The sequence below is a fragment of the Fluviicola sp. genome, from assembly GCF_029266855.1.
GTDB lineage: Bacteria > Bacteroidota > Bacteroidia > Flavobacteriales_D > Crocinitomicaceae > Fluviicola.
The window spans coordinates 1-24178 of sequence record NZ_JAQSWB010000007.1 but is presented as its reverse complement, the minus strand read 5'-3'; the positions used below and the strand labels follow the sequence as shown (position 1 = coordinate 24178).

General features: G+C 37.0%; 23 protein-coding genes. 5 read left to right on the top strand and 18 right to left on the bottom strand.

Annotated features, from left to right (window positions below; all coding sequences use genetic code 11):
* Window positions 1-37: 37 nt before the first annotated feature.
* The 12 genes from wecB to K0S23_RS13825 are packed head-to-tail and all read right to left on the bottom strand — an operon-like array spanning window position 38 to window position 12365.
* Window positions 38-1123 (bottom strand): non-hydrolyzing UDP-N-acetylglucosamine 2-epimerase, encoded by a 1086-nt coding sequence (wecB, locus tag K0S23_RS13880; protein ID WP_300358506.1) that lies wholly within the window; start codon window positions 1121-1123, stop codon window positions 38-40.
* Window position 1124: 1 nt separating this feature from the next.
* Entirely contained in the window at window positions 1125-1820 is a 696-nt protein-coding gene (locus tag K0S23_RS13875; RefSeq protein ID WP_300358504.1) for a WecB/TagA/CpsF family glycosyltransferase, read from the bottom strand.
* Window positions 1810-2997 carry a delta-aminolevulinic acid dehydratase gene (locus tag K0S23_RS13870; protein WP_300358501.1) on the bottom strand — a complete coding sequence of 396 codons (1188 nt, stop codon included), beginning with the start codon at window positions 2995-2997 and terminating at the stop codon, window positions 1810-1812. Before K0S23_RS13870 ends, K0S23_RS13875 begins: the two co-directional genes overlap by 11 nt.
* Window positions 2990-4102, bottom strand: coding sequence for a hypothetical protein (locus tag K0S23_RS13865; protein ID WP_300358499.1), 1113 nt, complete (start codon window positions 4100-4102; stop codon window positions 2990-2992). Before K0S23_RS13865 ends, K0S23_RS13870 begins: the two co-directional genes overlap by 8 nt.
* Window positions 4095-5150, bottom strand: a complete 1056-nt coding sequence (locus tag K0S23_RS13860; protein WP_300358498.1) for a glycosyltransferase family 4 protein — start codon at window positions 5148-5150, stop codon at window positions 4095-4097. The genes K0S23_RS13865 and K0S23_RS13860 overlap by 8 nt, the downstream gene beginning before the upstream one ends.
* Window positions 5140-6228 (bottom strand): glycosyltransferase, encoded by a 1089-nt coding sequence (locus K0S23_RS13855; RefSeq protein ID WP_300358496.1) that lies wholly within the window; start codon window positions 6226-6228, stop codon window positions 5140-5142. Before K0S23_RS13855 ends, K0S23_RS13860 begins: the two co-directional genes overlap by 11 nt.
* 13 nt (window positions 6229-6241) lie before the next feature.
* Window positions 6242-6772 carry a serine acetyltransferase gene (locus K0S23_RS13850; RefSeq protein ID WP_300358495.1) on the bottom strand — a complete coding sequence of 177 codons (531 nt, stop codon included), beginning with the start codon at window positions 6770-6772 and terminating at the stop codon, window positions 6242-6244.
* Complete coding sequence (locus K0S23_RS13845; RefSeq protein ID WP_300358494.1) at window positions 6772-8022, bottom strand: O-antigen ligase; 1251 nt, start codon at window positions 8020-8022, stop codon at window positions 6772-6774. The genes K0S23_RS13850 and K0S23_RS13845 overlap by 1 nt, the downstream gene beginning before the upstream one ends.
* Window positions 7995-9002: a hypothetical protein gene (locus K0S23_RS13840; RefSeq protein WP_300358492.1), complete on the bottom strand. Its 1008-nt coding sequence runs from the start codon at window positions 9000-9002 to the stop codon at window positions 7995-7997. The genes K0S23_RS13845 and K0S23_RS13840 overlap by 28 nt, the downstream gene beginning before the upstream one ends.
* Window positions 8999-10123, bottom strand: coding sequence for a CapA family protein (locus tag K0S23_RS13835; protein ID WP_300358490.1), 1125 nt, complete (start codon window positions 10121-10123; stop codon window positions 8999-9001). The genes K0S23_RS13840 and K0S23_RS13835 overlap by 4 nt, the downstream gene beginning before the upstream one ends.
* Window positions 10120-11364, bottom strand: a complete 1245-nt coding sequence (locus K0S23_RS13830) for a flippase (RefSeq protein WP_300358487.1) — start codon at window positions 11362-11364, stop codon at window positions 10120-10122. The genes K0S23_RS13835 and K0S23_RS13830 overlap by 4 nt, the downstream gene beginning before the upstream one ends.
* 8 nt (window positions 11365-11372) lie before the next feature.
* Entirely contained in the window at window positions 11373-12365 is a 993-nt protein-coding gene (locus K0S23_RS13825; protein ID WP_300358485.1) for an SDR family oxidoreductase, read from the bottom strand.
* A gap of 501 nt (window positions 12366-12866) precedes the next feature.
* Between K0S23_RS13825 and K0S23_RS13820 the strand changes: the two genes are divergently transcribed.
* A complete protein-coding gene (locus K0S23_RS13820; RefSeq protein WP_300358482.1) occupies window positions 12867-14228 on the top strand; it encodes an OmpA family protein in 1362 nt (453 codons plus the stop codon).
* A 184-nt stretch (window positions 14229-14412) separates the two neighbouring features.
* Here the strand turns inward: K0S23_RS13820 and K0S23_RS13815 are convergent, their stop codons facing one another.
* From K0S23_RS13815 to K0S23_RS13800, 4 genes are all read right to left on the bottom strand, one after another.
* Entirely contained in the window at window positions 14413-14838 is a 426-nt protein-coding gene (locus K0S23_RS13815; protein WP_300358480.1) for an NUDIX hydrolase, read from the bottom strand.
* 1 nt (window position 14839) lies between these two features.
* Window positions 14840-15232: a nucleoside triphosphate pyrophosphohydrolase family protein gene (locus tag K0S23_RS13810; protein WP_300358478.1), complete on the bottom strand. Its 393-nt coding sequence runs from the start codon at window positions 15230-15232 to the stop codon at window positions 14840-14842.
* A 169-nt stretch (window positions 15233-15401) separates the two neighbouring features.
* On the bottom strand, window positions 15402-16877 hold the full coding sequence (locus tag K0S23_RS13805; RefSeq protein ID WP_300358476.1) for an inorganic phosphate transporter: 1476 nt from the start codon (window positions 16875-16877) through the stop codon (window positions 15402-15404).
* 24 nt (window positions 16878-16901) lie between these two features.
* Entirely contained in the window at window positions 16902-17540 is a 639-nt protein-coding gene (locus K0S23_RS13800; RefSeq protein ID WP_300358474.1) for a DUF47 family protein, read from the bottom strand.
* Between the two features lie 420 nt (window positions 17541-17960).
* Here K0S23_RS13800 and K0S23_RS13795 point away from each other — a divergent pair, with 420 nt between their 5' ends.
* The gene (locus K0S23_RS13795) at window positions 17961-19175 is read left to right on the top strand and encodes a porin (protein ID WP_300358472.1); all 1215 of its coding nucleotides are present in this window, start codon (window positions 17961-17963) and stop codon (window positions 19173-19175) included.
* Window positions 19176-19492: 317 nt separating this feature from the next.
* On the opposite strand, the gene K0S23_RS13790 is transcribed toward K0S23_RS13795, so the two are convergent.
* Entirely contained in the window at window positions 19493-20164 is a 672-nt protein-coding gene (locus K0S23_RS13790; RefSeq protein ID WP_300358470.1) for a response regulator transcription factor, read from the bottom strand.
* A 585-nt stretch (window positions 20165-20749) separates the two neighbouring features.
* Between K0S23_RS13790 and K0S23_RS13785 the strand changes: the two genes are divergently transcribed.
* Genes K0S23_RS13785 through tsaB form a run of 3 tightly spaced genes read left to right on the top strand, consistent with a single transcriptional unit; the run spans window position 20750 to window position 22497 of the window.
* A complete protein-coding gene (locus K0S23_RS13785) occupies window positions 20750-21442 on the top strand; it encodes a response regulator transcription factor (protein ID WP_300358468.1) in 693 nt (230 codons plus the stop codon).
* Between the two features lie 10 nt (window positions 21443-21452).
* Entirely contained in the window at window positions 21453-21824 is a 372-nt protein-coding gene (locus tag K0S23_RS13780; RefSeq protein WP_300358466.1) for a hypothetical protein, read from the top strand.
* A 4-nt stretch (window positions 21825-21828) separates the two neighbouring features.
* Window positions 21829-22497: a tRNA (adenosine(37)-N6)-threonylcarbamoyltransferase complex dimerization subunit type 1 TsaB gene (gene tsaB / locus K0S23_RS13775; RefSeq protein WP_300358463.1), complete on the top strand. Its 669-nt coding sequence runs from the start codon at window positions 21829-21831 to the stop codon at window positions 22495-22497.
* 65 nt (window positions 22498-22562) lie between these two features.
* Here tsaB and K0S23_RS13770 read toward each other — a convergent pair whose 3' ends face one another.
* A complete protein-coding gene (locus K0S23_RS13770; protein ID WP_300358461.1) occupies window positions 22563-23807 on the bottom strand; it encodes an MFS transporter in 1245 nt (414 codons plus the stop codon).
* Window positions 23808-24178: the final 371 nt, after the last annotated feature.

The following is a 24178-nucleotide window of genomic DNA, read 5'->3' as shown; positions in this document are numbered from 1 at the left end:
AACGATAAATATCTAAAAGTCGATTAAATATCAATACTTACAAGTGATTTAAGACATTAACAATTCGTTCTGCTGTTTTTCCGTCCCAAAGGTGGGGTATTGAACCCTTTTTCCAATTTCCGGACAGACATTGTTTTAACTTTTTATCTACTTCCTGCGGGTCTGTTCCGACCAGTTCGTTGGTGCCTTCAGTTACTGTTTCGGGTCTTTCGGTTGTATCTCTTAAGGTCATACAAGGAACTTTCATCACAGTGGTTTCTTCCGTGATACCTCCCGAATCTGTAATTACCAGCTTTGCACGTTGTACTAAGTAATTGAATTCAAGATAACCCATTGGATCTACAATGTGTAAGCGGGGATGTGAGATTCCTAATAGTTCGATCATCTTTGCTGTCCGGGGATGAACGGGAAAAACAATCATGCAATTTTCCGAGCTTGCGATAATTTGATCCACCAAGGCTTTGAACTTCGTTTCCTCATCCACGTTTCCCGGACGATGAAGTGTTAATACAATATACTCTTTATCGGTCAGCTTAAGTTGATCCCACAATTCCGGCTTTCTGAAACGCGGCATCTGTTTGAGCAATGTATCGATCATCGTATTTCCGACAAAGTATATTTTCTCTTCCTTTACTCCCGCTTTTCGAAGATTCGCGTTTGCAACTTCTGATGTTGTGAAGAAATAATCGGTAATGGCATCGGTTACCAGGCGATTGATCTCTTCGGGCATCTTCCAGTCATTTGAACGGATTCCTCCCTCAACATGAGCAACTTTTATTTGCAATTTTTGTGCGACTATTGCACAAGCCATAGTAGAAGTTACATCTCCTACTACAAGAACAAGATCAGTTGGGTTGGTTTCCAGGTATTTTTCGAAGCGAACCATGATAGCGGCTGTTTGCTCGGCCTGAGTTCCTCCACCAGCTTCAAGATTTGCATTTGGTTGTGGAATTTCCAATTCGGCAAAAAATTGCCCGGACATCTTTTCATCATAATGCTGCCCGGTATGCACCAGACTATAACGCAATGAACTTCCTTCTGCCTGAATTTTGTGCAATGCATGAATAATCGGTGCGATTTTCATAAAGTTGGGCCGTGCTCCAGCTATAAGTGTAATATGCATATCAAAGTCGATTAAATTGAAGTAAGATAAAAAAGCGGACCAAATGAATTTGCCGTTTGATACGAGAAGGTTGTTTTATTAATCGGTATGCCCACTCCAGATTATTTTTCACCCACCATTTTGGAGCGCGTTGCACCTTCTCTGTATATACATCAAAACTTCCTCCCAGACCTTGGTATACGGCAGGGTGATGACGATACATTTCCTCCATCAACAGCTCCTGCTTAGGTGATCCCATTGCAACAAAGACGATGTCCGGCTTTTTCTCAGCAATATCTGATAAAACAGCTTTCCGCTCGTCATCAGACAAATAACCGTTTCTATGACTCAGAATATTAATTCCGGAAAATTCCTTCCTTAAACGATCAACTGTTTCCTGGATAACCTCATCTGTTCCGCCCAGGAGGTAAAAACTTTTGCTTAAATAATATTCTTTTACGATATCCAGCCACAATTCACAGCCTGGTATTTTTACTACTTGCCCACATCCCTTTTTCTTTAAGGCCCAAACCGCACCGATACCGTCGGGATAACCAATATTTCGATTGATAATACTTCGTGACTCATCTGTAGCATGCAGAATTTTTTCTGCGTTTACGGCAACTAAAATAGATCGCTGTTTAAAAGCATACTCCATTAATTCTTTTCGTGAAGTAGGAGCGAAACACCGTACATTATTGGCCAATCTACTTTCCATCTTTTGTATTGTTTAGCAGGTAAATAGAGAGCGCATTGAACATAAAAGCATTGCTCCAACGCATATATGGAATCTTTGAACTTATTCCTTCTTTCAATTGATAATAGAAATATCCCTTTTTGTCAAACATATGCTCCAATGTCCATTTTACAACTTGATCAGCAAGTTCACTATGTTTGGTCCAGTATTGCAGTGCGTGCAAAGTTACAAAAAGTTGACCGGGACAATGAATGTCTATCGGATATGTTTTATTATGGTAATATTTTGGAGTCCCATCTTCCAGGAAGAAGTTTTTGATGTAAAAATCAAAACCGCGTTCCAGATTTTCTTCAAACTGATAATCACTACAGAACTTTTGGTAGTGTGCGATTGCGTCTAGATTGTAACCTGTATGAAAACTGTCGATCCAGGATTGCACAGGTAGTAAACCATAGACCCAGGAACCATCTTCTGATTGGCCGTCACAGGCTGCTTTAATGATTTGTTCTGCTGTGTTTTTGTATTCTTCGTTTCGAGTATAATGATAGCAATAGCTCAGCGTTTTAGCTCCAAGTAAAGAAGCATTGTATACGGTGTCGTTTCCTTTAAGTGGACTGTAGGATAAAATAAATCCACCTTCTGTTTGAGTACGGTTCAAATCATTCAGAATAAATTTTGCAGCTGACAAAGCTGTGGTGAGGTATTTTTCCTCTTTGGTGATTTCGTAAGCTTCAAAGAGCGCAGAAGCGCAAAATGTGGTAGCAACTACAGTTGGTGTATGAGCCGGAAAAAGAAACAAACGTCTTGCCTGCCAATCAAAATTGTAACCCCAGCAAGCACCTGAATAGTTTGTGTTTTGCATTTCCAGCAACAGGTTGGCTAAATACGTGATTCTATTGTAAATATCCTCCTTGGTACCAAAGGAAGTGTTTCCTAGTTCTGCCATTTTATACAGGTTACAATAACCGTTTAAAAACAAACCCAAACCCTTGGCGTTGTGTTGTTTGGGAACCAGGAAAAGTTTTCTGAAATTGATCGGACTGCGTTTGAAACCCTGTATCCATACCAAACGAGCCAAATCCCATTTCTTTAAGGGCAGTGCCTTAAATATTTTTGAGTTTAAACCGTCATACGGATCCCATCCTGCGAAGTTTTGGGACTCACAGTAGGACTTCAGGGATTGAAATTGTTTAATCATTGAACATCCGATTTAATCTGGGATTAACAAAATCAAATAACTCCTTATTATTATCAATTAAACTCATTGTGGGAATAAGCTCCATTTTATCGATATATGATTTTAATTGTTGTTCTGATAAAGAATCTATAAAATTGATTATACTGTGATCATTAGAAGCGTCTATTCCAACTCCGATTTGGAACTTTTCCACTTTAGTTGATAAAAATGTTTCTTTACTAACAACTATTGGAGTCTTGAAAAATATTGATTCATAAAGTTTATTCGGTTCTGCGATTTTTACATTTCCTGAGGAAGTGTCATAACATACGATATTCACGTCAACGGTTTCATAAATCTTTTCCAGATCCGTTGGATTTTTAAAAGAACCATGAAAAAATACATTTGTATATTTTTTAAACTCATTTTTATCAATGAAGTTCTCATTTTCCAGATCTCCAAAAAAATGAAATTCATGATTCTTATAATTGGAACCGACAACTCTTGCAAAACGTACAATTGTGTTTGGATATCTGATTAAACCAATAAAACCAAATTTGAGATTATTGATATCTATTTTTTTTCCAGGTATTTTTTGTCTGTCGGTTTTTTCAAAAAACACATCCAGTTTGTTTGCCTGTATGAAGATGTTATTTGGAGGATTTTCTTTAAAAAGATAGCTTACGAATCCCTCAGATGTTAAAATGGTACAAATAGATTTCCGTATAATTCTTCTATCCAGATTCAATAGGGTATTGCGTAAAATACTATTCTTAAATCTGGAAGCGGAAACATCGGCTTCTTCGTAGATGAAATTAGAACAACCTATTATACTTGCAATTGCACCTATTTCGAAACCAAAAAAGTAAAAAACACTTTTTTTATTTTGTTTTAGTATTTCACGTATTTGATTATAGAAAAAAAAGACTTTTTTTAACCTTGAATCTTTTTTGTTTCGCGTAATAATTTTTTCGATTGGAAAAGTAATATTATCTAAATTTTCCGTGTATAATCCAGTTTGAAAACCATAGACCTTAACGCTATAACCAGCATTAATAAAAGCTTCTATTCTTTTTATACAACGAGGTTGCGTAATTGATTGAACTATAAAAACTATTTCAGTCATTCTTATGCTTATTAAAAAAATCTTCTAAGTTTCCAGCAACTTTTGAGGATATAAAATTAGTTCTGGAATAGTTAAAATTATAATTTGAAATATAGTTAATCTTATGTTCATCTTTCATAATTGTCTTGATATGAGCTATATTAGAAATGTGATTCTCCTTGTCGAGAAATATCCCCATGTTTTCATCAAAAAAATCTACTATTCCACCAACCGGAGTAGTTGCTATTATAATCCCAAACGACATCGCTTCAAGAATTACTGCCGGAATACCCTCACTATACGAAGGAAACAATAATAAATCCGATTCGTAATATTTTTGAGCGAGTTGATCACCTGATAATCTTCCAAAGAAAAAGATGTCCTTATAATTATTATCATTGATGTAAGTTTTAACGTTATTAAGTTCACCACCATCTCCTACAATTAGCAATCTAATATTATTGTCATCTTTTTTTAGTTCAACAAATAGTTCAATTGCCTCATAAATCCCTTTATACTTTTCTATTCTCGAAACGAATAGAAATGTTCTTATGTTGAATCTGCTTCTATTTATTTCAAAGCCACGCAGTAAATCCTTATCTACTTTCGTTGTGGATATGAAGATTTCATTTTTATATCCACAACGAATAAGTTTTGTTTTGAACTCTTTGGCAAGTACAATTAAAGAGTCAGAATTTTTCAATAAATATTGTCCTTTATTTTCTGTCAGTAAATTCTCAGATTCTACATCCCACCCATGAATGAAAGTTATTCTTTTTGAACTGGATAAATATTTGATGATCGCTAGGTATTTGTTTTTTGAAAAAAAGCCCTTTTTTAAAGATACATTGATTACGGTAATATCGGGCTTGAAAAAAACTAGTTTAAAAATGAACTTTAATAAATTGAAGCCATAAAGCATTGGATTCAATATTGTCTTGTTTTTATTTTTAAAGGTTTCAAAATAGACGACATTCTCTTTCCAATCACTTTGTAAACCGGTGTAATGTAAAGAGACACCATGTAACAAATCTAAAGGTGGAGTTAATATTAATATTTTATTTTTCACGTTCTAAAAAGTCTAAAAATTTATTTAAGCTATGTTTTGCGTCGAAATTTGATTGAAAAAAATTCAAACAATTCTCTTGGATACTGAAATACTCATCCTTATCTGAGAGCAATTGATTAAACTTATGGTTTAGCTCATCTTCATTTTCAACAATATAACCTAAGTTGTTTTCCTGAATAATCTTACTTGGGTCAAAAGTTGATATAATGGGAACACCTGCAGAAAAAGCCTGGATAAATGTGTTTGGGAAACCTTCAATTTCAGATGAACAAATTAATAATTTAGCATTTGAAAAATAATTCATTATCTCATTAAAGGAGACAGTCCCAAGAAAATTAATATTGTCCATTTTTTGACATTCGATATTGATTGAATCGTATAGATTAACATCTATACAACCTCCAATCATAGCAAATTTCTTTTCAGGATTTTTCTTAGCCAGGTTTATAAAATATTCAGGTCTTTTTAACTTCCTAAAGTTTCCAACCCATATTGCGTCGTATTTTTCTGCATGATCATTTGTGTTTGAATTAATCTTGTTTTTGCACCAAATATTCTTAATGACTAATGAGTTTTTATTATAATGGTCACTTAATAATTTTTGTTGTTCTTCATTTTGGACAACAAAGTGTTTACATTTCCTAACTCCTTTTCTATATAAACTCACATTTATTTTAGACACGGAAATTAATTCCTTCCCAATCTCAAAATCACTGTCGCTAGCTCCAAAAAATGATAATTTGTATCTGAATATTTTTTGGTAGAACCCCAGGAAAAATAATTCTCTGCGCGCCCCTCTTATAATCACAATATCTGGTCTTGTTATTGCCAGGTAATAAAAACTCATAAACCATTCTAAAACTATTCCGATTGTTCTTATTCTTGGAAACTTTAAAAACCGGATATCTTGAAGCGTATCTTTTTTGACATCAGAAAATGAATAAACATTCCAACCATTTTCAATAAAAGTTAAAGACCAAAAATACATTTGAATTGTTAAGCCTCCGACCATTCCTTTGTCATGTATCAGATCATCAATCCCTTTTGTCCAGACAATTATTTTTTTCTTCTTTTCCATTTAGAAGCAGTTACTAATAATTATTGATATAGCCTTCGGTAGCATTGTCTTTCGATATTATATTCATAGGATTTCCCTGACAGATTGAATTATTTGGAATATCTCTATTAACATAGGTGTTTGGCGCAATTAAAACATTATCCCCGATTGTAATTTGACCAACAATTACTGCTCCCGTACCGATGTATACTTTATTACCGATTTTAGGTGCTCCCTTGTATTTACCTCTATTTGCCTGTCCAATTGTAACTAAATGAGCAATGTTGCAGTTTTCGCCGATTTCAGAGGCACCATTGATTACAATAGTTCCAAAATGACCAATGTAAAATCCTTTTCCGATTTTTGTGCCAAGTGATATTTGAAACCCGTACTTGTAACGTAACTTAATCAATTTCCATCGATGGTAAGCACCCCTAATTGAATATTTTGATTTGCATGAGGCTTTCCTGTAATGATACATAAAATGAAAACCAGGATATTTTCTTCCATCTCTGATGGATGAAACACCATATCTTTTTAGATCTTGCTTTACAAATTCATTCATTAATACAAAATTTCATTTCTTTCCTCTTCCCGTCTTATTGTTTCCAGGAAACCAATTATCACACCAAATACAATGAAATAATGAGGGAAAGAATAAGTCCATGCCGTTAATCCTAAAAATAAAATTGCCAAAAAGCCACCCGAAAGTCCCCAAACTTCAGAACGTCTGTTTTTATATTTTTTCCATGTTGAAATTAATCGTTTGCCTATACTAAAATTGAACAGGAAAAATAGCGACGTTCCGATAAGCCCGGTCTCTGTGAGTTGTACAATATACTCTGTATGCAAGCGGTAATTATTCTTTGAAACACTCGTGTAATTTTCAAGACCAATACCACTTAGAGGATTTTCTGTAAAAATCATCCATCCATCAATGTAAAAGAATGCCCTATCCCCCAGAAAATTTAAGGCTTCTATATTGGAGGTATTCGCTTTTTGACCATCTGCAATTCCTTTTTCGAAGCGCACTCCCAATGCGGTGTTTTCCATTACGTAGTTGTACCCAAATGATAGAACAAGGCTAATAAATATGGTGGCGAGGATATTTTTAAAAGTGAATTTTATTTTTGCAAGATAACTTGCCAGAAGTATCAACATTACTGCACCAATTGCTTTTCTAGTCCCGGAAAGCGCAACTACTCCAATAATGTAAATGGTAAAAATAATAAGTGTTTCGAGGCGCTTCTTTTTGATAATATATAGAAGACTCAGGAAAAAAAGAATGAATAAAGAAATCAAAGGTCCAATATTTCCCAGTTTTCCGGAAACTCTCTGAACTTCAAGATTTGCGTCTGAATCTGTAAGCTCTCCTTTTCCTAAAACAGTTACCGACAACAATGAAAAAATCACCAAAATCACAACTGTGAAATTCAAAAACTTAGTTTTGTCCCGCTGTATTTCTTTGTAGGAAATAATCATAGACAAATAAGGAATAAACAAGGTCGTAATAATGTAAAGTCCTAGCGATGTTTCATGATTAAATCCTTTAATCAACAGATTAATGCCGTTGTAAATTATCCAGATTAACCATAAATAAAAAGGGCGAGCCAGGAAGTGCTTTTTATAAAACTGATTGTCGTGTAAGGTGTTTAATATTAACACTAAAGTTGTGATAATAGCTGGAATTCTTCCTTTTCCATCGATATTCAAAAAAGCAAGATTAATCGGTAGCCATAAAATGACAAAAGCGATATAGAAGTAATTTATTTTTTGAAGATTTATTTTCATCTTAACACTTCTTCTATCATCCACTCTTGTGGGTTAAACTTCCCTTCAAACCAATTTAGTTCATTATCCCAATAACCTTCACATTGATCGTAAGCAGCTACTGAAAATCCATAACTTATTTCTACAATTAATGGTTGTTTTTTTTCGTCAAATACAAAATCATAGGCAATGCTTTGAGCATTTATTTTGTTGTTGGTTTCAAAAGCTATTTGTACACAACGTTCATCAATCTGGTTCTTTTCATAGATTATCCGGCCACTTCCGGATGCTCTGAAATCGTCTTTTCGAACCATTCTTTTCAATGCGAAAGCTTTGTTGCCAATAACAATGATTCGAATATCAGAATCGTTGTTTGGAATAAACTCTTGGAAATAAACGTAGCCTTTTTCTCTGGGCATCTGATGTGCAAATTCCTTTGACACGACAATTCGATAAATACCACCCAATACGTTTTTAAACGACGCTTTTTTTGACTTGTATTTTGAATATACTTCTTTCAAATGTTCCCAGGAATCGAATTGCCTAAACCCTTTTCCAAAAGCTTTATGGATAAGCTTGAAGCATTGTGATCTTGACCGGATCAATTTAACATTCGCAGATCCTGCACCACCTTTTAGCTTAAAAACTTTAGGATAACAGGTTTTCTCAGCCCAATCCAATGCTTCCTGTTTATCATAAAAAACAAAACTAGGAACAAGTGGTGCAGCGATAGCTTCAAGCAGGTACTTTTGAGCTACTTTATCATCAAAGTGCCAGGAGGTTTTAAAGTCCGGGAAAACCTTTATTCCGGCGTGTTCTAGTGAGAACAAGATTTTTTTAGCTGTAATTACATCTTTAAAATCACCGTGATGGTGATGCCATAACAGTGCATTGCATTCATTTACCTGTTGGATTATGTCATTTTTATAGCAATTTACAAGCTTATAAGAAATATTGTTTTCTTCGCAATAAGCAATCCAGCGATCCGAAAAACTATTAGGTCTATGATGTATGGCTAGCTTCATTTGGACAAATTGTTCTTTAGTACCTCCTTGGATAAATCTGCATGAGCTTCACAACGCAATAAGTTTAAGAAAAGTGTTCTGCCTTTTTGGGTCTGTTTTTTATTAAATCCTATTTTTGATAATGCAGACTTTAGGTATTTGTTCTTAATAAAACTCAAAGGAGACCAATAATACTCATATTGAATTTGCTTTTCATGAATGTAATTTTCCCAAGATTTATTCAAACTGGTTTCAATTCTGATAATATTGGAATATTCAATAAATCTGTCATGAATCTCATCGTGTTCCGGATCCTTAATAATTGAGAGCGAAAAGTCTTCTTTTGATTGAGTTACAAAAATTGGCTTTGTTTGTATTTCTTTCTGCTCTGAAATCTCAACCTGTAAAATTATACCGGTATACCAATCTTTGAATTCAGAGGGTTTGGTAAATAAGAAATTTCCCAAGCTATAGTAGATTTCTTTATTATTATAAACTTCCATACCACTAATGCAGTGTGTATGATGTCCTATAACCAAATCCGCTCCGTTATCTATATAAAAGCGATATTGTTTTTGCATTCGGGGGCTGGGAAGATTATAATATTCATGACCACCATGAACGATTACAAACACAAAGTCACATTTTTTCTTTGTTTCTTGAATGCTATGAACGTCATCGATTAAGTTCATACCGTTTGCTCCTGCAGTTAATTCTGTGGCAGATGCCCATTCGTTTTCGGCTATGTTGACTATCCCGATTTTACCTCTTGGAGTATCAATATAATGAGTTTTAGCTGCATCAAGCTTATTTGTCCCTGCTCCAACAGTAGAAATATGATTGTCCTTACAAAAAGACAGGGTTTCCTTAACTCCTTGTTCATCATAATCAAGGATGTGATTATTTGCCAAAGTGGCCAGGTCAATTTTTAAACCGGATAATACATCTTTTGTACCGCTGCCATTAGATTTTAAATGCGGACCTGTTTTATTGATTTTGGATTGACTGGTGGTGATTGGAGCTTCAAGATTTACAACATTATAATCGGAAGATCTAAACAAAGAAATGACTTCTTGGTCTATTAATTTTGTTGCATCATAATTTTTTGATACCACTAAATCGCCTGTGATCAATATTTTCATTGTGCCTTCTTAATTTTCATGGCATAATGCCAGGTTAGCAACCCTCGAACTCCCCAAACCGTAGTAATTGTTATTGCAACTCCGATATAACTAAAGTTAGTAACAGCAAACCATGCAAGTGCAAAACCACCTAAAGAACAGTAAATAATAATGTTTCTCAATATTTTTTCTTTTTTCATTATTACCAAATAATTTGTGCCATAGGTGTTCATCAGAAACAAAAAGAATGGAGCAACCGACATAATTCGGATGATATTTGAAGAGTCTGAAAACTGATCGGTATAAAATATCTTTACCAATAGATCGGCACCCAAAAAAAGAACTACTCCAAAGAAAATACTAATTGAAGCGCCTATTTTCACATAGGTATCATGTTTATCTATTCTTCTGGATAAAAATGGAAAAAATGTTCTTGATAATACTCCTAGTACTTGTTCCGCCATGTCAATAAACTTTTTTCCGCTAGAATAAATTCCCGTTACAAAATTACCACCATAGAAACCTAATAATGTAACCGAGAAATTAGTGTATAAATTTGGAAGGAAAATACTGATAAACATATCCTTTCCTTCTTTAATGCTTTTGAATACATCTGCTATTGCTGGAAAAGTATATTTAATTTTGAACATTTTACGTATAAAATAAATTGAAATTATCCCACTCACCAAATTCCCTGAAAGAACTAAAAGAGGTTGGTAGATATAATCGTCTTCATTTTTTATAACTACAAAAATTAAGGAAATAAACAGAAGTTTTGAAACAAGGTTCATTATGGTAATGTACTTCATTTTTTCAAAGGCCTGAAAAAGCCAGTCCGGGAACAAAATTCGTCCGGGAATTGACATGAAAGAAATCCAAAAAAGCAATCTGTTTTCATAAAAAGCCGGGACAGAATAAATGAGAATGGCAAAAATTAGAATAGAAAATAAAAACAAGAGAAATTTTGCCGTCATTACTATTGAAAATATCCTGGAAACTTCTTGAATATCATCTCTTTTCTTTGCAATATCTCGTACGGCAGTATAGTTGAATCCAAAATCCGCAAATGTATCGAAATAAACTACCACAGAGCTGGCAAATGCCAATTTGCCAAATCCATCAACACCAATAACTCTCGCTAAGTACGGAAAGGTAATTAGAGGCGAAAAATAACCGATGAATTGTAATAGGGAAAGAGAGATGAAGTTGCCAAGTAATGCTTTCCCATCTTTACTTTTTCGTATTTTATTTAATGTTTTCAATGGTGCTTTTACCTTTCGTTGAATTCAATATACCACTCCATAGCTTCTTTCAATCCTTCCTCTAAGTGATGTGTTGGTTTGTAATTCAGCATTTTCTTTGCTTTTTCAACACTTGCGAGGGAGTGGGGGATATCACCTACGCGATTGGGACCGTGAAGGATTTCTACTTCCGCAATTTTAGGATCAAATTCACACAGATAATGTTGGATCAGCTGTGTCACTTCCAACAATGTAGTCCGCTCTCCGACCGCTGTATTGAATACCTGACCAATAACCGATTTATTTTCAGTAGTAGCGGCCAAATGATTCATCTGGATCACGTTATCTATGTAGGTGAAATCACGTGAATAGGTTCCGTTACCATTAATTACGGGAGACTCATGCCTCATAAACTGATCTACAAATTTAGGAATCACCGCAGCATATGCACCGTCAGGTGATTGTCTTCGACCGAAAACATTGAAATATCTTAAACCAATAATTTCCAAGCCGTAATTAAGCCCAAAGACATGCGCATACAATTCGTTTACATATTTAGTCACCGCGTAAGGGGAAAGTGGTTTGCCAATTATGTCCTCTACTTTAGGTAGACTTTCCGAATCTCCATAGGTAGAAGAACTGGCGGCATATATAAACCGTTTGACTTTTGCATCTCTTGCGGCTATCAGCATATTCAAAAAACCGGTAATATTGACCTCATTGGTGGTCGCCGGATCATTCAAAGACCTTGGAACTGATCCTAAGGCCGCCTGATGTAATACAATGTCTACATCTTGAACTGCTGTTTGACAATCAACAAAATTACGGATGTCTCCATCTATAAGGTGGAAATTAGGGTTAGCAAGAAATGGGATAATGTTGTTTCGGTAACCCGTTGAAAAGTTGTCAAGACAAACTACTTCATTGTTGAACTTTAAAAGATCCTCACACAAATTGGAGCCAATAAAACCAGCTCCCCCGGTTACTAATACTTTCTTATTTTGTATTTTTTGATACATCATTTCTTTTAACACGTTATTATTGGTTGAACAAATTGATTTGTTGTTAAGAGATGCAAATGCTCAATTCTACTGCTGTTAAAATACAAAACTCCACGGATTATCCCATGAAACTCACAACCTTTATTTATAAGAAATTCGGCCGGAAAAGAACTGTTCCGCCTTGTAATCCAGGTAATTAATGCAACTTTTTTCATTAAACTAATTTAATTAAACCCTATTCAGAGTTTACGCTTGGCAAAAAGCCTACAGATTAGTTATAGCATGAGTTTCAGTAGGGGCAAAGATACTTATATTTTTAATATGCATCTTTTTGGCTCTCGCAAATTATTATAACTATAAATGCAGCTGACTTCTCCGTTTCTTTAATCAATATTAACCAATTACTTTTCAGTTGCTTGGATATATAAAATGTGAAGAAAAAATCAGAACGCTCTGCTTTGATCGGTTTAAGGGTGCTTTTTGTTTATATTTGCATAAATTAAGTACAAAAATAATCCTGCCATGAAAATTTATCATTTAATATTCATTTTTTTACCTTTTGTATTAAGTGCTCAAAACGATGTGAAGAGCATGAACAAATGGTCGCTGGGTGCATCTATCGGTGCGCATGATGGTATGGCTCCAACCAGAGCTATGACCCGTCTTTATCAAATTCATCATTTTGGTATTAACGGAAGATATATGTTTACCAATCGTGTAGGAATCCGATTGGGAGTGAATTATGATTTCCTCGACTTTATTGATAAACCTTACAACAGTTATTATGTAAGAACGTCACTTGAAGGTGTTGTGAATGCAGGTGATATCCTTCATTTCCCACAGGTGATGCCACGCATAGGACTTTTGGTTCACGGTGGTTTCGGATTCTCAAGCTTATGGTCAGACAACAATCCGAGAATTGCAAATACGGAATCACTGTCTAAACGCGCAGACGGCATGATCAATTTCACTTTCGGGGTAACTCCGCAGTTGAAGCTAAATGAAAGATGGTCTTTGAATGGTGATCTTGCATTTATCTTTCACGCACGTCAAAACAACCGCTTTGATATGCAGGCGAAAAACGGAAATGGACCAATTGATGGCTATATGCTGAATTTAAGTGTTGGTGTTTCTTATTACTTAGGTAAACATAAAACACATGCTGATTGGACTCCAACTGTCTATGGAGCTGCTGCTGCCGATCCGAAAGAATTGAACGAAATGAAAGCTGAAATTGCAGCTTTAAAAGAACAATCGCGTGACGACGATAAGGATGGGGTTGCGAATGCATTGGATGAAGAACCAAATACGCCTGCGGGAAGTTTTGTAAACTCTAAAGGGGCTGCAATTAAGGACAGAGATGCTGACGGAATTGCGGATGCTTATGACGCTTGTCCGGATGCTGCAGGTGCATATGCTACGAATGGTTGTCCGGACACTGACAAGGACGGTGTAGCTGATATCGATGATATTTGTCCTCAAACTCCGGGATTGGCTTCAAACAGAGGTTGTCCGGTGGTTGCCAAAGAGGTTCAGGAAGTCATGACAAAAGCATTGAAAGGAGTTCAGTTCGAAACTGCAAAAAGTACGTTATTGAAAACATCTCTCCCGGTGTTGGATGATGTGGTTCGTGTAATGAAGCAAAATCCGGATTATCGTTTGAATATTTCAGGTCACACGGACAATATTGGTGATGAAGCTAACAACTTGTTGCTATCAGAAGCAAGAGCGCAGACTGTAGTATCTTATTTGGTTTCCAAGGGTGTTGAAGTTGAACGGATCACTGCTAAAGGTTACGGTGAAACTCAGCCGAAAACGACAAATGAAACACTGGAAGGTCAGGCCGTAAACAGACGGGTTGAATTCAATGTGGTATTTAAATAAGATTTTCAAAAAGATAATAGAACAGGAGCTCCAAAAGGGTTCCTGTTTTTTTTTTGGAGAATGGATTTCTCACTAATTGAGAATAGAGTATCCTGAGATTAGACATAACTGTAAACCAGTTTACTAACTTGTTTACAAATAAATCTCGTTATTTCACATTGAGGATTATTCCAAATACAATTCACTAATTGCTCTCACTCACCAGTTTTTGCACTACAACCTTATCAATCGGGAAAGTAAGCAACTCTTCAGTTAGTTCGGAAAGCTTCACCCAGTGAAGTTCTTCTTCACCTGCTTGATGATTCATTAGTTGGTCCAGCGAATCCTGATCTGCTTTGATCCGGTAATAGACAGAAACCACCTGGTCGTTTTCGGAGAACGCCGAGACCTGGAAAAAGTCGGTTAGATAAAACAATTCACCCACTTCAATTTCCAGGTTAAATTCTTCCATGAATTCGCGCTTCAGGCAATCGGTCATTCCTTCTCCGAATTCCAGTCCGCCACCCGGAAACTTGGTAAAACTCAGATCCCTGTATGACTCGTTTGAAAGCAGGAGTTCCTGTCTTTCATTGATGCAAATACCGTAAACCCGGATATTAAAGCGCTGCATATTATTTCTCCAGGACGGAAAGAATGTTTGGTTTGAAATACAATTCTGATTTCAATACTTTTCCGTCTTCACGGTAAATAGGATTTCCGTTGGCATCCAGCTTACTCATGTTTGAACGCTGAATCTCTGCAAAGACTTCTGCAATTTTATCCTGTAACCCATGCTTTAAGATTGTTCCGCACAAAATATACAATTGATCTCCCAAAGCATCTGCAATCTCAACCAAATCTCCTTTTTTTGCCGCTTCCAGGTACTCCTCATTCTCTTCCTTCATCAGGTTATAGCGAAGTGTAATATCAGCTTCGGACAATTCTGCTGTAGGTTCGTAATTATTGGAAATATTGAATGCCTTATGAAAAGTTTCAACTGCCGAAATAGTTTCTTTGAGTGTCATTGTTCTTGTGTTTCTGCAAATATAATTTAAATAGGAGAAAGCATAGCTTTCGATCTGAACAAGCGTTAGCGCAGTTCGCTGCGTAGGATCTCCTGATTATGCAAAACGCATAAAAACAAAAAACTCCCACCCGGAAAGGTGAGAGTTTTGAGTCGTAAATGATATGATCTTAATGAAATAACTTCGTAAGGTAGTAGATTCCGGCTGCAAGCAGACCTGAAACAGGAATCGTTAAGATCCATGCCCAAAGCAGGTTGATCGTTACACCCCAGCGCACAGCACTTAAACGTTTCGTTGCTCCGACTCCAATGATGGAGCCCGTAATGGTGTGAGTTGTAGAAACCGGAATTCCTAAGTTGGAAACGGTAAACAAAGTCAGGGCACCGGCTGTTTCGGCACAAACACCTTCAAGCGGAGTCACTTTGGTAATTTTCGTCCCCATGGTTTTAACGATTTTCCATCCACCCATCATGGTTCCCAAACCAATCATCAGGTAACAGGAGAATGCAATCCAACCGGGCATCGTTTCGGAATTCACTTTCGCTTTGATTTTGTGTCCCTTGCGAATTTCTCCTTCCTTATCAACATATTTACTGAAGATGCTGGCTTCCATGTAGTCTTTGTTAAGGGTTTTTCCCTTGAAGATCAGATCATGTGTTTTCGCATCGTAAATATCATCTCCTTTGGTATAGATCAAAATGTGATCTTCTTTTTCAATTTTCAGAGAATCAATGTTTTTGGTATATTCCGGCTTGAATTTTTCTTTTCTGCCGTATTTATCATTAAACTCAATTTGAAATACTTCAGAGATCTGGAACATTTTGGGAATATTTCCTGTAATCTGTCCCTGGTCATTGCGCTGTGAATTAGCGAATACCATTAACGCCGCACAAATAATCCCCATTACTTTTTGAGAATCCGCACCACCATGTCCTAAAGAGAAAGCTGCAGAAGAAAGCAATTGAAGTTTCTTGTACATGTTTGATTCTTTCAGGGCAGTTTGGCGCTTTCCGTGTACGAGTTGGTACCAGGTGTAAGTCAGAATGAAAATAACGATCATTCCCATAACGATATACATCATTACCGGTTTGACATCCAGGTATTCAACCATGTAATGCATGATGAAATAAGTGAACGTAGACAGGATTAGGATAGAGACCATCTTTTTCCCAAAGCTTCTGCTGACGGTTATCAATGCAATTACAAAAGCAATTACACCCCCGATGATCGGGGCCAGGATGATGAATAAAGTAACCTTAATGATTTCTGCAGAAGCAATTACATCAAAACCTGCATGTGCAACTGCAGCACCCGCAAACCCACCGATCAAGGTATGGGAAGAGGAGGAAGGAATTCCTAACCACCAGGTCAATAAATTCCAGATCATTGCAGCGATCAGTCCCGAAAGGATTACGTATAAGTCAATTGCACTGTTGTCTACTGTTTTTGCAACAGTATTTCCAACGCTCATGTCGAATACCCAAAAAGCAACAACGTTGAAAACAGCAGCCCATACAACCGCCTGGAATGGCGTTAATACTTTGGTGGAAACAACTGTTGCGATAGAGTTTGCAGCATCATGGAAACCGTTTACCAAATCAAATAATAAGGCAAGAATGATGATGGCAATTAATAATGAGAACATATCTTATTGGTTTACCAATTAGTATTAAGCGTATTTTACAACGATTGATTCGATCACGTTTCCTGCATCTTCACATTTGTCCGTTGCAACTTCCATAATCTGGTAGATCTCGCGTTTTTTGATCAGGCTTTTCGCATCAATATCCGAATCGAATAGTTTTTCGATACTTAGATCGAAAATATCATCCGCCTGATTTTCAACATAGTTGATCTTAATCACACACTCAACGATTTTTTGCGTGTTTTTCAAATTGCGAAGTTCTTTAACGGCTGCATTAACTGCTAAAACGGCATCGTGAATGGCATCGGCCATTTTCAAAATTCCGGAATCGTTCGGATCAACCTTATAGAAGTTGATTTTCTTCGCAGAAGCATAAATATAATCTGCGATATCATCTAATGAAGTAGCCAGGGCATGGATATCTTCCCGGTCAAAGGGAGTAATGAAATTTCTACCCAATTCAACAAAGATCTTGTGTGTTAAGTCATCATTCTGATGCTCCAGGTCTTCCATTTCTTTGATAATGGTTGCTCTCTTATTATAATCGGATTCGTTTACACATAATACCAGCTTACCTGCAATTGCTTCCAGGTTTTGAGAAGCCTCTTCAAATAAAGAGTAAAACACTTTGTCTTTTGGTAAAAAAAACTTTAAAATTCCCATTTTTTTAAATCTTAATATTGATGGCGCAAATGTAATTCTAGTTTATCGAGGATGTTTCGAAGAATACAAATGTTAACGAAATGGTAAAGTTGGACGCTTGCAGGCGATTATAGAAGGTGTTTTATGTAAAGTGCCAGTGTTTGAGGTGATTATGGGATTCCTAATGTTAAGTCAATGTTAAGAATGGGTTTTTTGAAAGAGAAGAAACGGGAATTAAACAGTGAATTCAAAGCGATAAAGTTCACAAAACAGGGCTCAATGTTAAGTAAATATTAAAAATGTTATCAAACGATTAAACTATCGTTTGTTATACATTAATTCAGTGTGAAGCCATTAGTTTTGCCAAAAAAATATCAAAACTGTTCTTTCGGAATTAAAAACCCAACTAACAGTAAGAATACATTAATGAACTCATTTGGCATGAAGCATTTTCTATTTTTAAGTACATTATTAATCAGTAATTGGATCTTTTCACAAAAAAAGATTGACCTTTCGATCTTAACCAAACCGCAAAAAGGAATTGAGTTTGTGGGAAAGGATTCTCTTTTTTCAATGCGTCTTCAGTTTCGTATGCAGAACCGTGCGGCAATGCTGACACGAAGCGATGATGATTTGTCTGCAGGATCCTATGAGTTCCGTGTACGGAGACTCCGCTTGAAAATGGAGGGATTTGTATATAGTCCTAAACTGACTTATAAACTTCAGCTGGCATTTTCACGGGGTGATATGGATTGGGATATGACCCAGGAATCCACGGTAAATACAAGTGTAAATATTGTTCGTGATGCTGTTATCTATTATGAACCGTTTAGAAATTTGAAATTCGGTTTCGGGCAAACAAAGCTTCCGGGAAACAGGCAGCGAGTTATTTCATCCGGAGATCAGCAGTTCGCAGACCGTTCCATTGTGAATGCAACTTTCACCATTGATCGTGATTTCGGATTCTTTGGTGCGTATAAGAGTAAGTATTTTGCTGTTCTTGGTGCGCTTACTTCCGGGGAGGGGAGAAACAGCAGCAATTCAAACAGCGGATTAAGTTATACAGGAAGAATTGAAGCTTTGCCTTTTGGATCTTTTACGGATAAAAATGATTACCAGGAAGGTGATTTGGAACGTGAACAGAAACCCAAATTATCCATTGGTGCGTCGTACAATTTTAATGATGATGCTGTACGTGCCGGAGGACAATTGGGACGTGATTTGTATACCAAAACAGATATGACGACCATATCGCTGGATTTATTGTTCAAGTACAAAGGATTTGCGCTTTACAGTGAGTTTATGCAGCGTGATTGCTCCAATCCGATTACATATACTTCGGATAGTTTAAGCCTTCAGCCGATTTATGCCGGAAACGGCTTTTTGCAGCAGGTCAGTTACCTGTTTAAATCTAATTGGGAAATTGCACTGAGGTATGCGGAAATTACACCATTCTCTTCTGTATATAATGACCCTGCTTTTCCAGGGATAAACCTGAAAAAGAACCAGGAGTTTCAACTTGGAGTTACCAAATACCTTTACGGTCACCGGGTGAAAGTTCAGGGTAACCTATTGTACCAGCTTACGGGTGATTTACGTGCAAAAACGGAGTCGGGAAGATTCGGGGCAATCTTTCAAATCGAATTAGGAATTTAAAGTAAGGACAGAAATTTTGGGAATTAATCGCTCCCGGTGGCTATCGGGATCACCCAGTCTTATTTTCTGCCACAGATGCATTAGGTTTTAGTGTCCGCCACGGCGGACACTCGCTTTTTCAGGTATATCAAAAGGTTAAGGAATTTTGCGCAAAAAGAGGCAGTCAGTAAGTTGCAATCTGCGCTCCGACCTTGTCGGAGTCTGCGAAATCTGCGTGCCAAATTATTCCACGTTAAGTTCTTAAGGACTCTTTTCAGAGTCACCTGACTTACTCCGAAATTTTTCCGACCTTACAATTTCTCTTTAATATGATTCCGTTATTTATCTCCTCTGAATCTATAACCGATTCCTTTTACTGTCTGGATATAATCGTCGCCGATTTTCTCTCTTAGTTTCCGAACATGCACATCAATTGTGCGGTCGCCTACTATGATGTCGGTACCCCATACGCGTTCCAGGATGACATCTCTTTCGAAAACAACCTCCGGCCTGGAAGCAAGTAATGCTAACAGTTCAAATTCCTTCTTAGGCAAATGCAGGGTTTCCCCGTTTTTAATAACCAGGTATTTTTCGCGGTTAATAACAAGATCGGGAGTTCCGGCAGGTTTTGTCTGAACAGCTTCTTTTCGCCTCAATAAGGCGTGAACTCTGCTTATCAGTACTCTTGGTTTGATCGGTTTGGAAATGTAATCATCAGCACCGGCATCTAATCCGGCAATTTGACTGTAATCTTCATTTCTGGCCGTTAAAAAACAAATGAGCACATTCTCCAGGCCTGGCGTATTTCTAATTTGCTCGCAAACTTCAATACCATCCATACCGGGCATCATGACATCTAAAATCACCAGATCGGGTTTCTCTTCTTTGCACAGACGAATGCCGGTTTGACCGTTTTCCGCCAGGAACACTTTAAAGCCTTCTTTCTTTAAGTTATACCCAAGGATTTCCCGGATATCTTCTTCATCGTCAACTATTAAAATTTTATCCATTTCTTCGTGAGTTCTAGATACTTTCAAAGGTAAGAAAGTATTTTAAGTAGGCTTGAGATTCGTGAATTTAATTGCTTTAACTAAAACGGGATAGTAAAAAAGAGGCTTGGGTGAAGTGTTTTGATCGGGAGTTGTTAAAAAATCCGTTCATCAATCATTTTATCCATTCAACATGAAAAAAGAATTTTTTTTCGTCAAAAAAAGTTGTCTTTATTGGAATCTTAACTTGGTAATGTACCCAGGTAATAATTATTTAATCGATCGTATCTGTTGATTAATCGGTTCAAATGTAGAACTAAATGACAGATCAGTGAATTATTTAACGTAAGGAATATACATTCGTTTAAAGCATTCTTTAAATCCTTTATTTGTTCTTTTTTGCATGTCTTTCCGAAAAGTGAAAAACCAACGGTATAATGGCTTATCTTTGCTGTAGTAGTAGTAGGTTAGGTTGATTAGTGTGATAAGAGCTTAGGACGCCCGTCTTGAGCTCTTATCTTTTTTTAGCAGCTTCCATTCTATTTTTTAGAGATAATTTAACCCGAAACGATTTCTTACTATCTTCACAAAAACAATCATTTTAGAATGAAAGCGAAGGCTAAAATATTATTGGTTGAAGATGATGCCAATTTGGGATTTGTAATTTCGGATCAGTTAAAATCGGAAGGCTACCAGGTGGTACTTTGTACAAACGGAATGGATGGCCATATGCGCTTTTCTGAAGATGAATTTCACCTCTGTATTTTTGACGTAATGATGCCGAAAAAAGATGGTTTTACCCTGGCACGTGAGATCCGGACTATGAATCAGGATGTCCCGATCCTTTTCCTTACCGCAAAAGCAATGACGGAGGATAAGATCGCAGGATTCAATGCAGGCGGAGATGATTATCTGACCAAACCCTTCTCTTTTGATGAGCTTTCGGTTCGAATAAAGGCACTCCTGAAACGGGTTAATATTCAGGATGAACCCCCACTGAAATTGGTACAGATCGGATCGTATACGTTCGATACCGAGAACTTTACCCTGAAGCACCCGGAGTTCGAGAAAACACTCACGAAAAAGGAAGCGATGGTATTAAAGATCCTCTGTAAGTTCAAAAATTCGGTAGTTCCGAGAGAAAATATTTTAACTGCTGTTTGGGGACAGGATGATTATTTTGCAGGCAGAAGCATGGATGTATTTATCACTAAACTGAGAAAATACTTTGTGATGGATCCTAAAATTGCAATTTCAAATATTCACGGTATCGGTTTCAAACTGGAAGTTCTGCTCTAAAAATAAACGAATGAAAGGATTGTTATTCCTATTTTTCTTCCTGATCGGATGCTTTTCGGCTAAAGCAGATCAGTTGGCATATTTGAGTAAGCAGGATGCATACAAGGCTATGGAATGCATTGTTCAATACAAATACATTTACCTCTTTTGCGGTTGTTGCGACGATGATATTCCCAGGATGGTTCGAATGAAAGATGCTTACGTACGAAAAACCGGGTATGAGGACTTTTATGAAGTTGTTTTGAAATATTCCATAGATGGGGAAATGAAAGAGGAAACAGTTGATTTAGCTTATACCTGGGTTCAGAAACGAAATAAATTTAAAACGATCGGTACTTTATTGCACATGAAGCATGATATCTGTCGTGCTTTTCCAAACTGAAAAAATGACGACGATTTTACATATTGAAACTGCAACTAAAGTATGTTCTGTTGCATTGTCTTTAAATGGAGAAATAATCCAGCTTCAGGAATTCAAAGATGAGGGATATTCTCATGGGGAACAGCTCACTGTTCTTGTTCAGAAAGTGCTGGACTTACAGGGAATTACCACTCAAAATTTAACGGCAGTTTCTGTTTCCGCAGGTCCGGGATCTTATACCGGGTTGAGAATCGGAGTTTCAACTGCCAAAGGATTATGTTATGCCTTGAATATTCCGCTGATTGCGGTTGATACGCTTCAGTCTTTGGCCGAAGTGGCACGGATTGTATATCCTTTTTCGAACCTTTGTCCCATGATCGATGCGAGAAGAATGGAAGTGTTTTCTTTGATCACCAATTTTGAAGCAGAGATTTTGAAACCCCTAAGTGCAGATGTGTTGGATGAAAATTCCTACCTGGATTTTGAACCCTTTGTTTGTTTTGGAGATGGCGCAGATAAGATGCAGGAACTTTGGGCAAACCGCAATATTGAGTTTGATTTGGACCTGGAACCTTCGGCTAAAGGACAAATAGCGATTGCTTACCAGAAGTTTTTGAAGCAGGAGTTTGAAGATGTAGCCTATTTCGAACCTGCCTATTTAAAGGAGTTTTATCAGGCACCCGCTAAGAAATGATAAATCATTAATGGTTTAATTATCAGGAACTAACTCTTCTTATAACATTGATAATTACTAATTAATCATTTCTTTGCTCTTCTCTTCTTAATATTCGGCAAAAACACCGTCACCATTCCGATCAAAGGCAGATAGGAACACAAATGATAAACATAGGTCACACTTGTTTTGTCAATAATCCCTCCTAAAATGGCTGAGCCAAGTCCGCCCATCCCGAAGGCAAATCCGTAAAATAACCCGGAGACCATTCCGATTCTTCCGGGTAAAAGTTCCTGGGCATACACTAAAATAGACGAAAAAGCAGAGGCTAAAATAGCTCCTGCAAATACAATGCACACACTCGTCCAAAATAAGCTGTCAATATAAGGTAAGGCAAGTGAAAACGGCGCGGCACCTAAAATAGAGAACCAGATAATCTTTTTCCTCCCGAAACGATCGCCAAGCGGACCGCCAAACAATGTTCCGAGGGTAAATGCCATTAAATATAAAAACAGGTGCATTTGAGCAGCCGTTTCAGAAAGGCTGAATTTCTCCTCCAGGTAAAAGACATAATAGTTCGAAATACTGGCCGTGAAGAAGTATTTGGAGAAAATCAATAGCAGCAGGATGATGATTGAGATGATGATTCGCGATTGTGATAAACCCAGTGGCTCCTCGTTGTAAGCGTTTTTCTTGAAAGAACTGTGTGAAAGATAGCTCTTATACCAGTTGCTGACCTTAAATAGAATAAAGCCTCCCAGGACAGCGAAAAGTGCAAAAAAAGCAATTGTATATTGACCAAAGGGAATAGCAATGAATGCAATCAGCAAAGGACCGATGGCGCTTCCGCCGTTTCCTCCCAGTTGGAAAATCGATTGGGCAAATCCTCTTCTTCCTCCCGAAGCATAATAAGCCACTCGCGAAGCTTCCGGGTGAAAAATAGAAGATCCGATCCCTATCAGGCAGGCCGCCAAAAGAATGGTAATGAAGTTCGATGCAAATGATAAAGTGATCAGCCCGGAAAAGGCAAAGATCATTCCCGCCGTGAAAGAATAAGGTTGCGGCTTCTTATCTGTGAAAGTACCGACTACGGGTTGCAAAAGAGAAGATGTTATTTGAAAAGCAAACGTAATAAAGCCGATTTGGGTGTAACTCAAGTGATAAGAATCTTTTAACAGCGGATAAGAAGCCGGAAGTACTGCCTGCATCAGATCATTCAGAAAGTGACCGCAACAAACAGCAAATAGAATCGGGTAAACTGTTTTTTTGGCGTCAAATGGTATTGATTTGACTGTTTCTCCTAAAATCTCTTCGGTGCTTTCTGCTTTCATACTGCAAATTTAAGTGTTCATCACTAAAGAGATGTTAACTCCAAAGCTTATTTTTTGAATATGTGGGAACGCAATACCTTGCGTTCCATATTCCTATAGTTTTCCTGAAACTTATGCATAAATCAAATGTGATTTAAGTTGGTTCTAGGTTAGATTCAAGCATGAATGAAGCGTAAATGAAGCATAGATAAGAGTCAGCGCTAGCTGACGAAGACTGAGGTTCTGTCTCACAAGACAGAAAACCGAAGGATATAGCTACTATATTCCATAGTTAAAGCATAGATAAGAGTCAGCGCTAGCTGACGAAGACTGAGGTTCTGTCTCACAAGACAGAAAACCGAGGGATATAGCTACTATATTCCATAGTTAAA

What these genes read in the sequence shown, in the direction of transcription:
- wecB (WP_300358506.1), bottom strand. Translation starts at nt 1,123, where the DNA reads ATGCATATTACACTTATAGCTGGAGCACGGCCCAACTTTATGAAAATC.
- K0S23_RS13875 (WP_300358504.1), bottom strand. Translation starts at nt 1,820, where the DNA reads ATGGAAAGTAGATTGGCCAATAATGTACGGTGTTTCGCTCCTACTTCA.
- K0S23_RS13870 (WP_300358501.1), bottom strand. Translation starts at nt 2,997, where the DNA reads ATGATTAAACAATTTCAATCCCTGAAGTCCTACTGTGAGTCCCAAAAC.
- K0S23_RS13865 (WP_300358499.1), bottom strand. Translation starts at nt 4,102, where the DNA reads ATGACTGAAATAGTTTTTATAGTTCAATCAATTACGCAACCTCGTTGT.
- K0S23_RS13855 (WP_300358496.1), bottom strand. Translation starts at nt 6,228, where the DNA reads ATGGAAAAGAAGAAAAAAATAATTGTCTGGACAAAAGGGATTGATGAT.
- K0S23_RS13850 (WP_300358495.1), bottom strand. Translation starts at nt 6,772, where the DNA reads ATGAATGAATTTGTAAAGCAAGATCTAAAAAGATATGGTGTTTCATCC.
- K0S23_RS13840 (WP_300358492.1), bottom strand. Translation starts at nt 9,002, where the DNA reads ATGAAGCTAGCCATACATCATAGACCTAATAGTTTTTCGGATCGCTGG.
- K0S23_RS13835 (WP_300358490.1), bottom strand. Translation starts at nt 10,123, where the DNA reads ATGAAAATATTGATCACAGGCGATTTAGTGGTATCAAAAAATTATGAT.
- K0S23_RS13825 (WP_300358485.1), bottom strand. Translation starts at nt 12,365, where the DNA reads ATGATGTATCAAAAAATACAAAATAAGAAAGTATTAGTAACCGGGGGA.
- K0S23_RS13820 (WP_300358482.1), top strand. Translation starts at nt 12,867, where the DNA reads ATGAAAATTTATCATTTAATATTCATTTTTTTACCTTTTGTATTAAGT.
- K0S23_RS13815 (WP_300358480.1), bottom strand. Translation starts at nt 14,838, where the DNA reads ATGCAGCGCTTTAATATCCGGGTTTACGGTATTTGCATCAATGAAAGA.
- K0S23_RS13810 (WP_300358478.1), bottom strand. Translation starts at nt 15,232, where the DNA reads ATGACACTCAAAGAAACTATTTCGGCAGTTGAAACTTTTCATAAGGCA.
- K0S23_RS13805 (WP_300358476.1), bottom strand. Translation starts at nt 16,877, where the DNA reads ATGTTCTCATTATTAATTGCCATCATCATTCTTGCCTTATTATTTGAT.
- K0S23_RS13800 (WP_300358474.1), bottom strand. Translation starts at nt 17,540, where the DNA reads ATGGGAATTTTAAAGTTTTTTTTACCAAAAGACAAAGTGTTTTACTCT.
- K0S23_RS13795 (WP_300358472.1), top strand. Translation starts at nt 17,961, where the DNA reads ATGAAGCATTTTCTATTTTTAAGTACATTATTAATCAGTAATTGGATC.
- K0S23_RS13790 (WP_300358470.1), bottom strand. Translation starts at nt 20,164, where the DNA reads ATGGATAAAATTTTAATAGTTGACGATGAAGAAGATATCCGGGAAATC.
- K0S23_RS13785 (WP_300358468.1), top strand. Translation starts at nt 20,750, where the DNA reads ATGAAAGCGAAGGCTAAAATATTATTGGTTGAAGATGATGCCAATTTG.
- K0S23_RS13780 (WP_300358466.1), top strand. Translation starts at nt 21,453, where the DNA reads ATGAAAGGATTGTTATTCCTATTTTTCTTCCTGATCGGATGCTTTTCG.
- tsaB (WP_300358463.1), top strand. Translation starts at nt 21,829, where the DNA reads ATGACGACGATTTTACATATTGAAACTGCAACTAAAGTATGTTCTGTT.
- K0S23_RS13770 (WP_300358461.1), bottom strand. Translation starts at nt 23,807, where the DNA reads ATGAAAGCAGAAAGCACCGAAGAGATTTTAGGAGAAACAGTCAAATCA.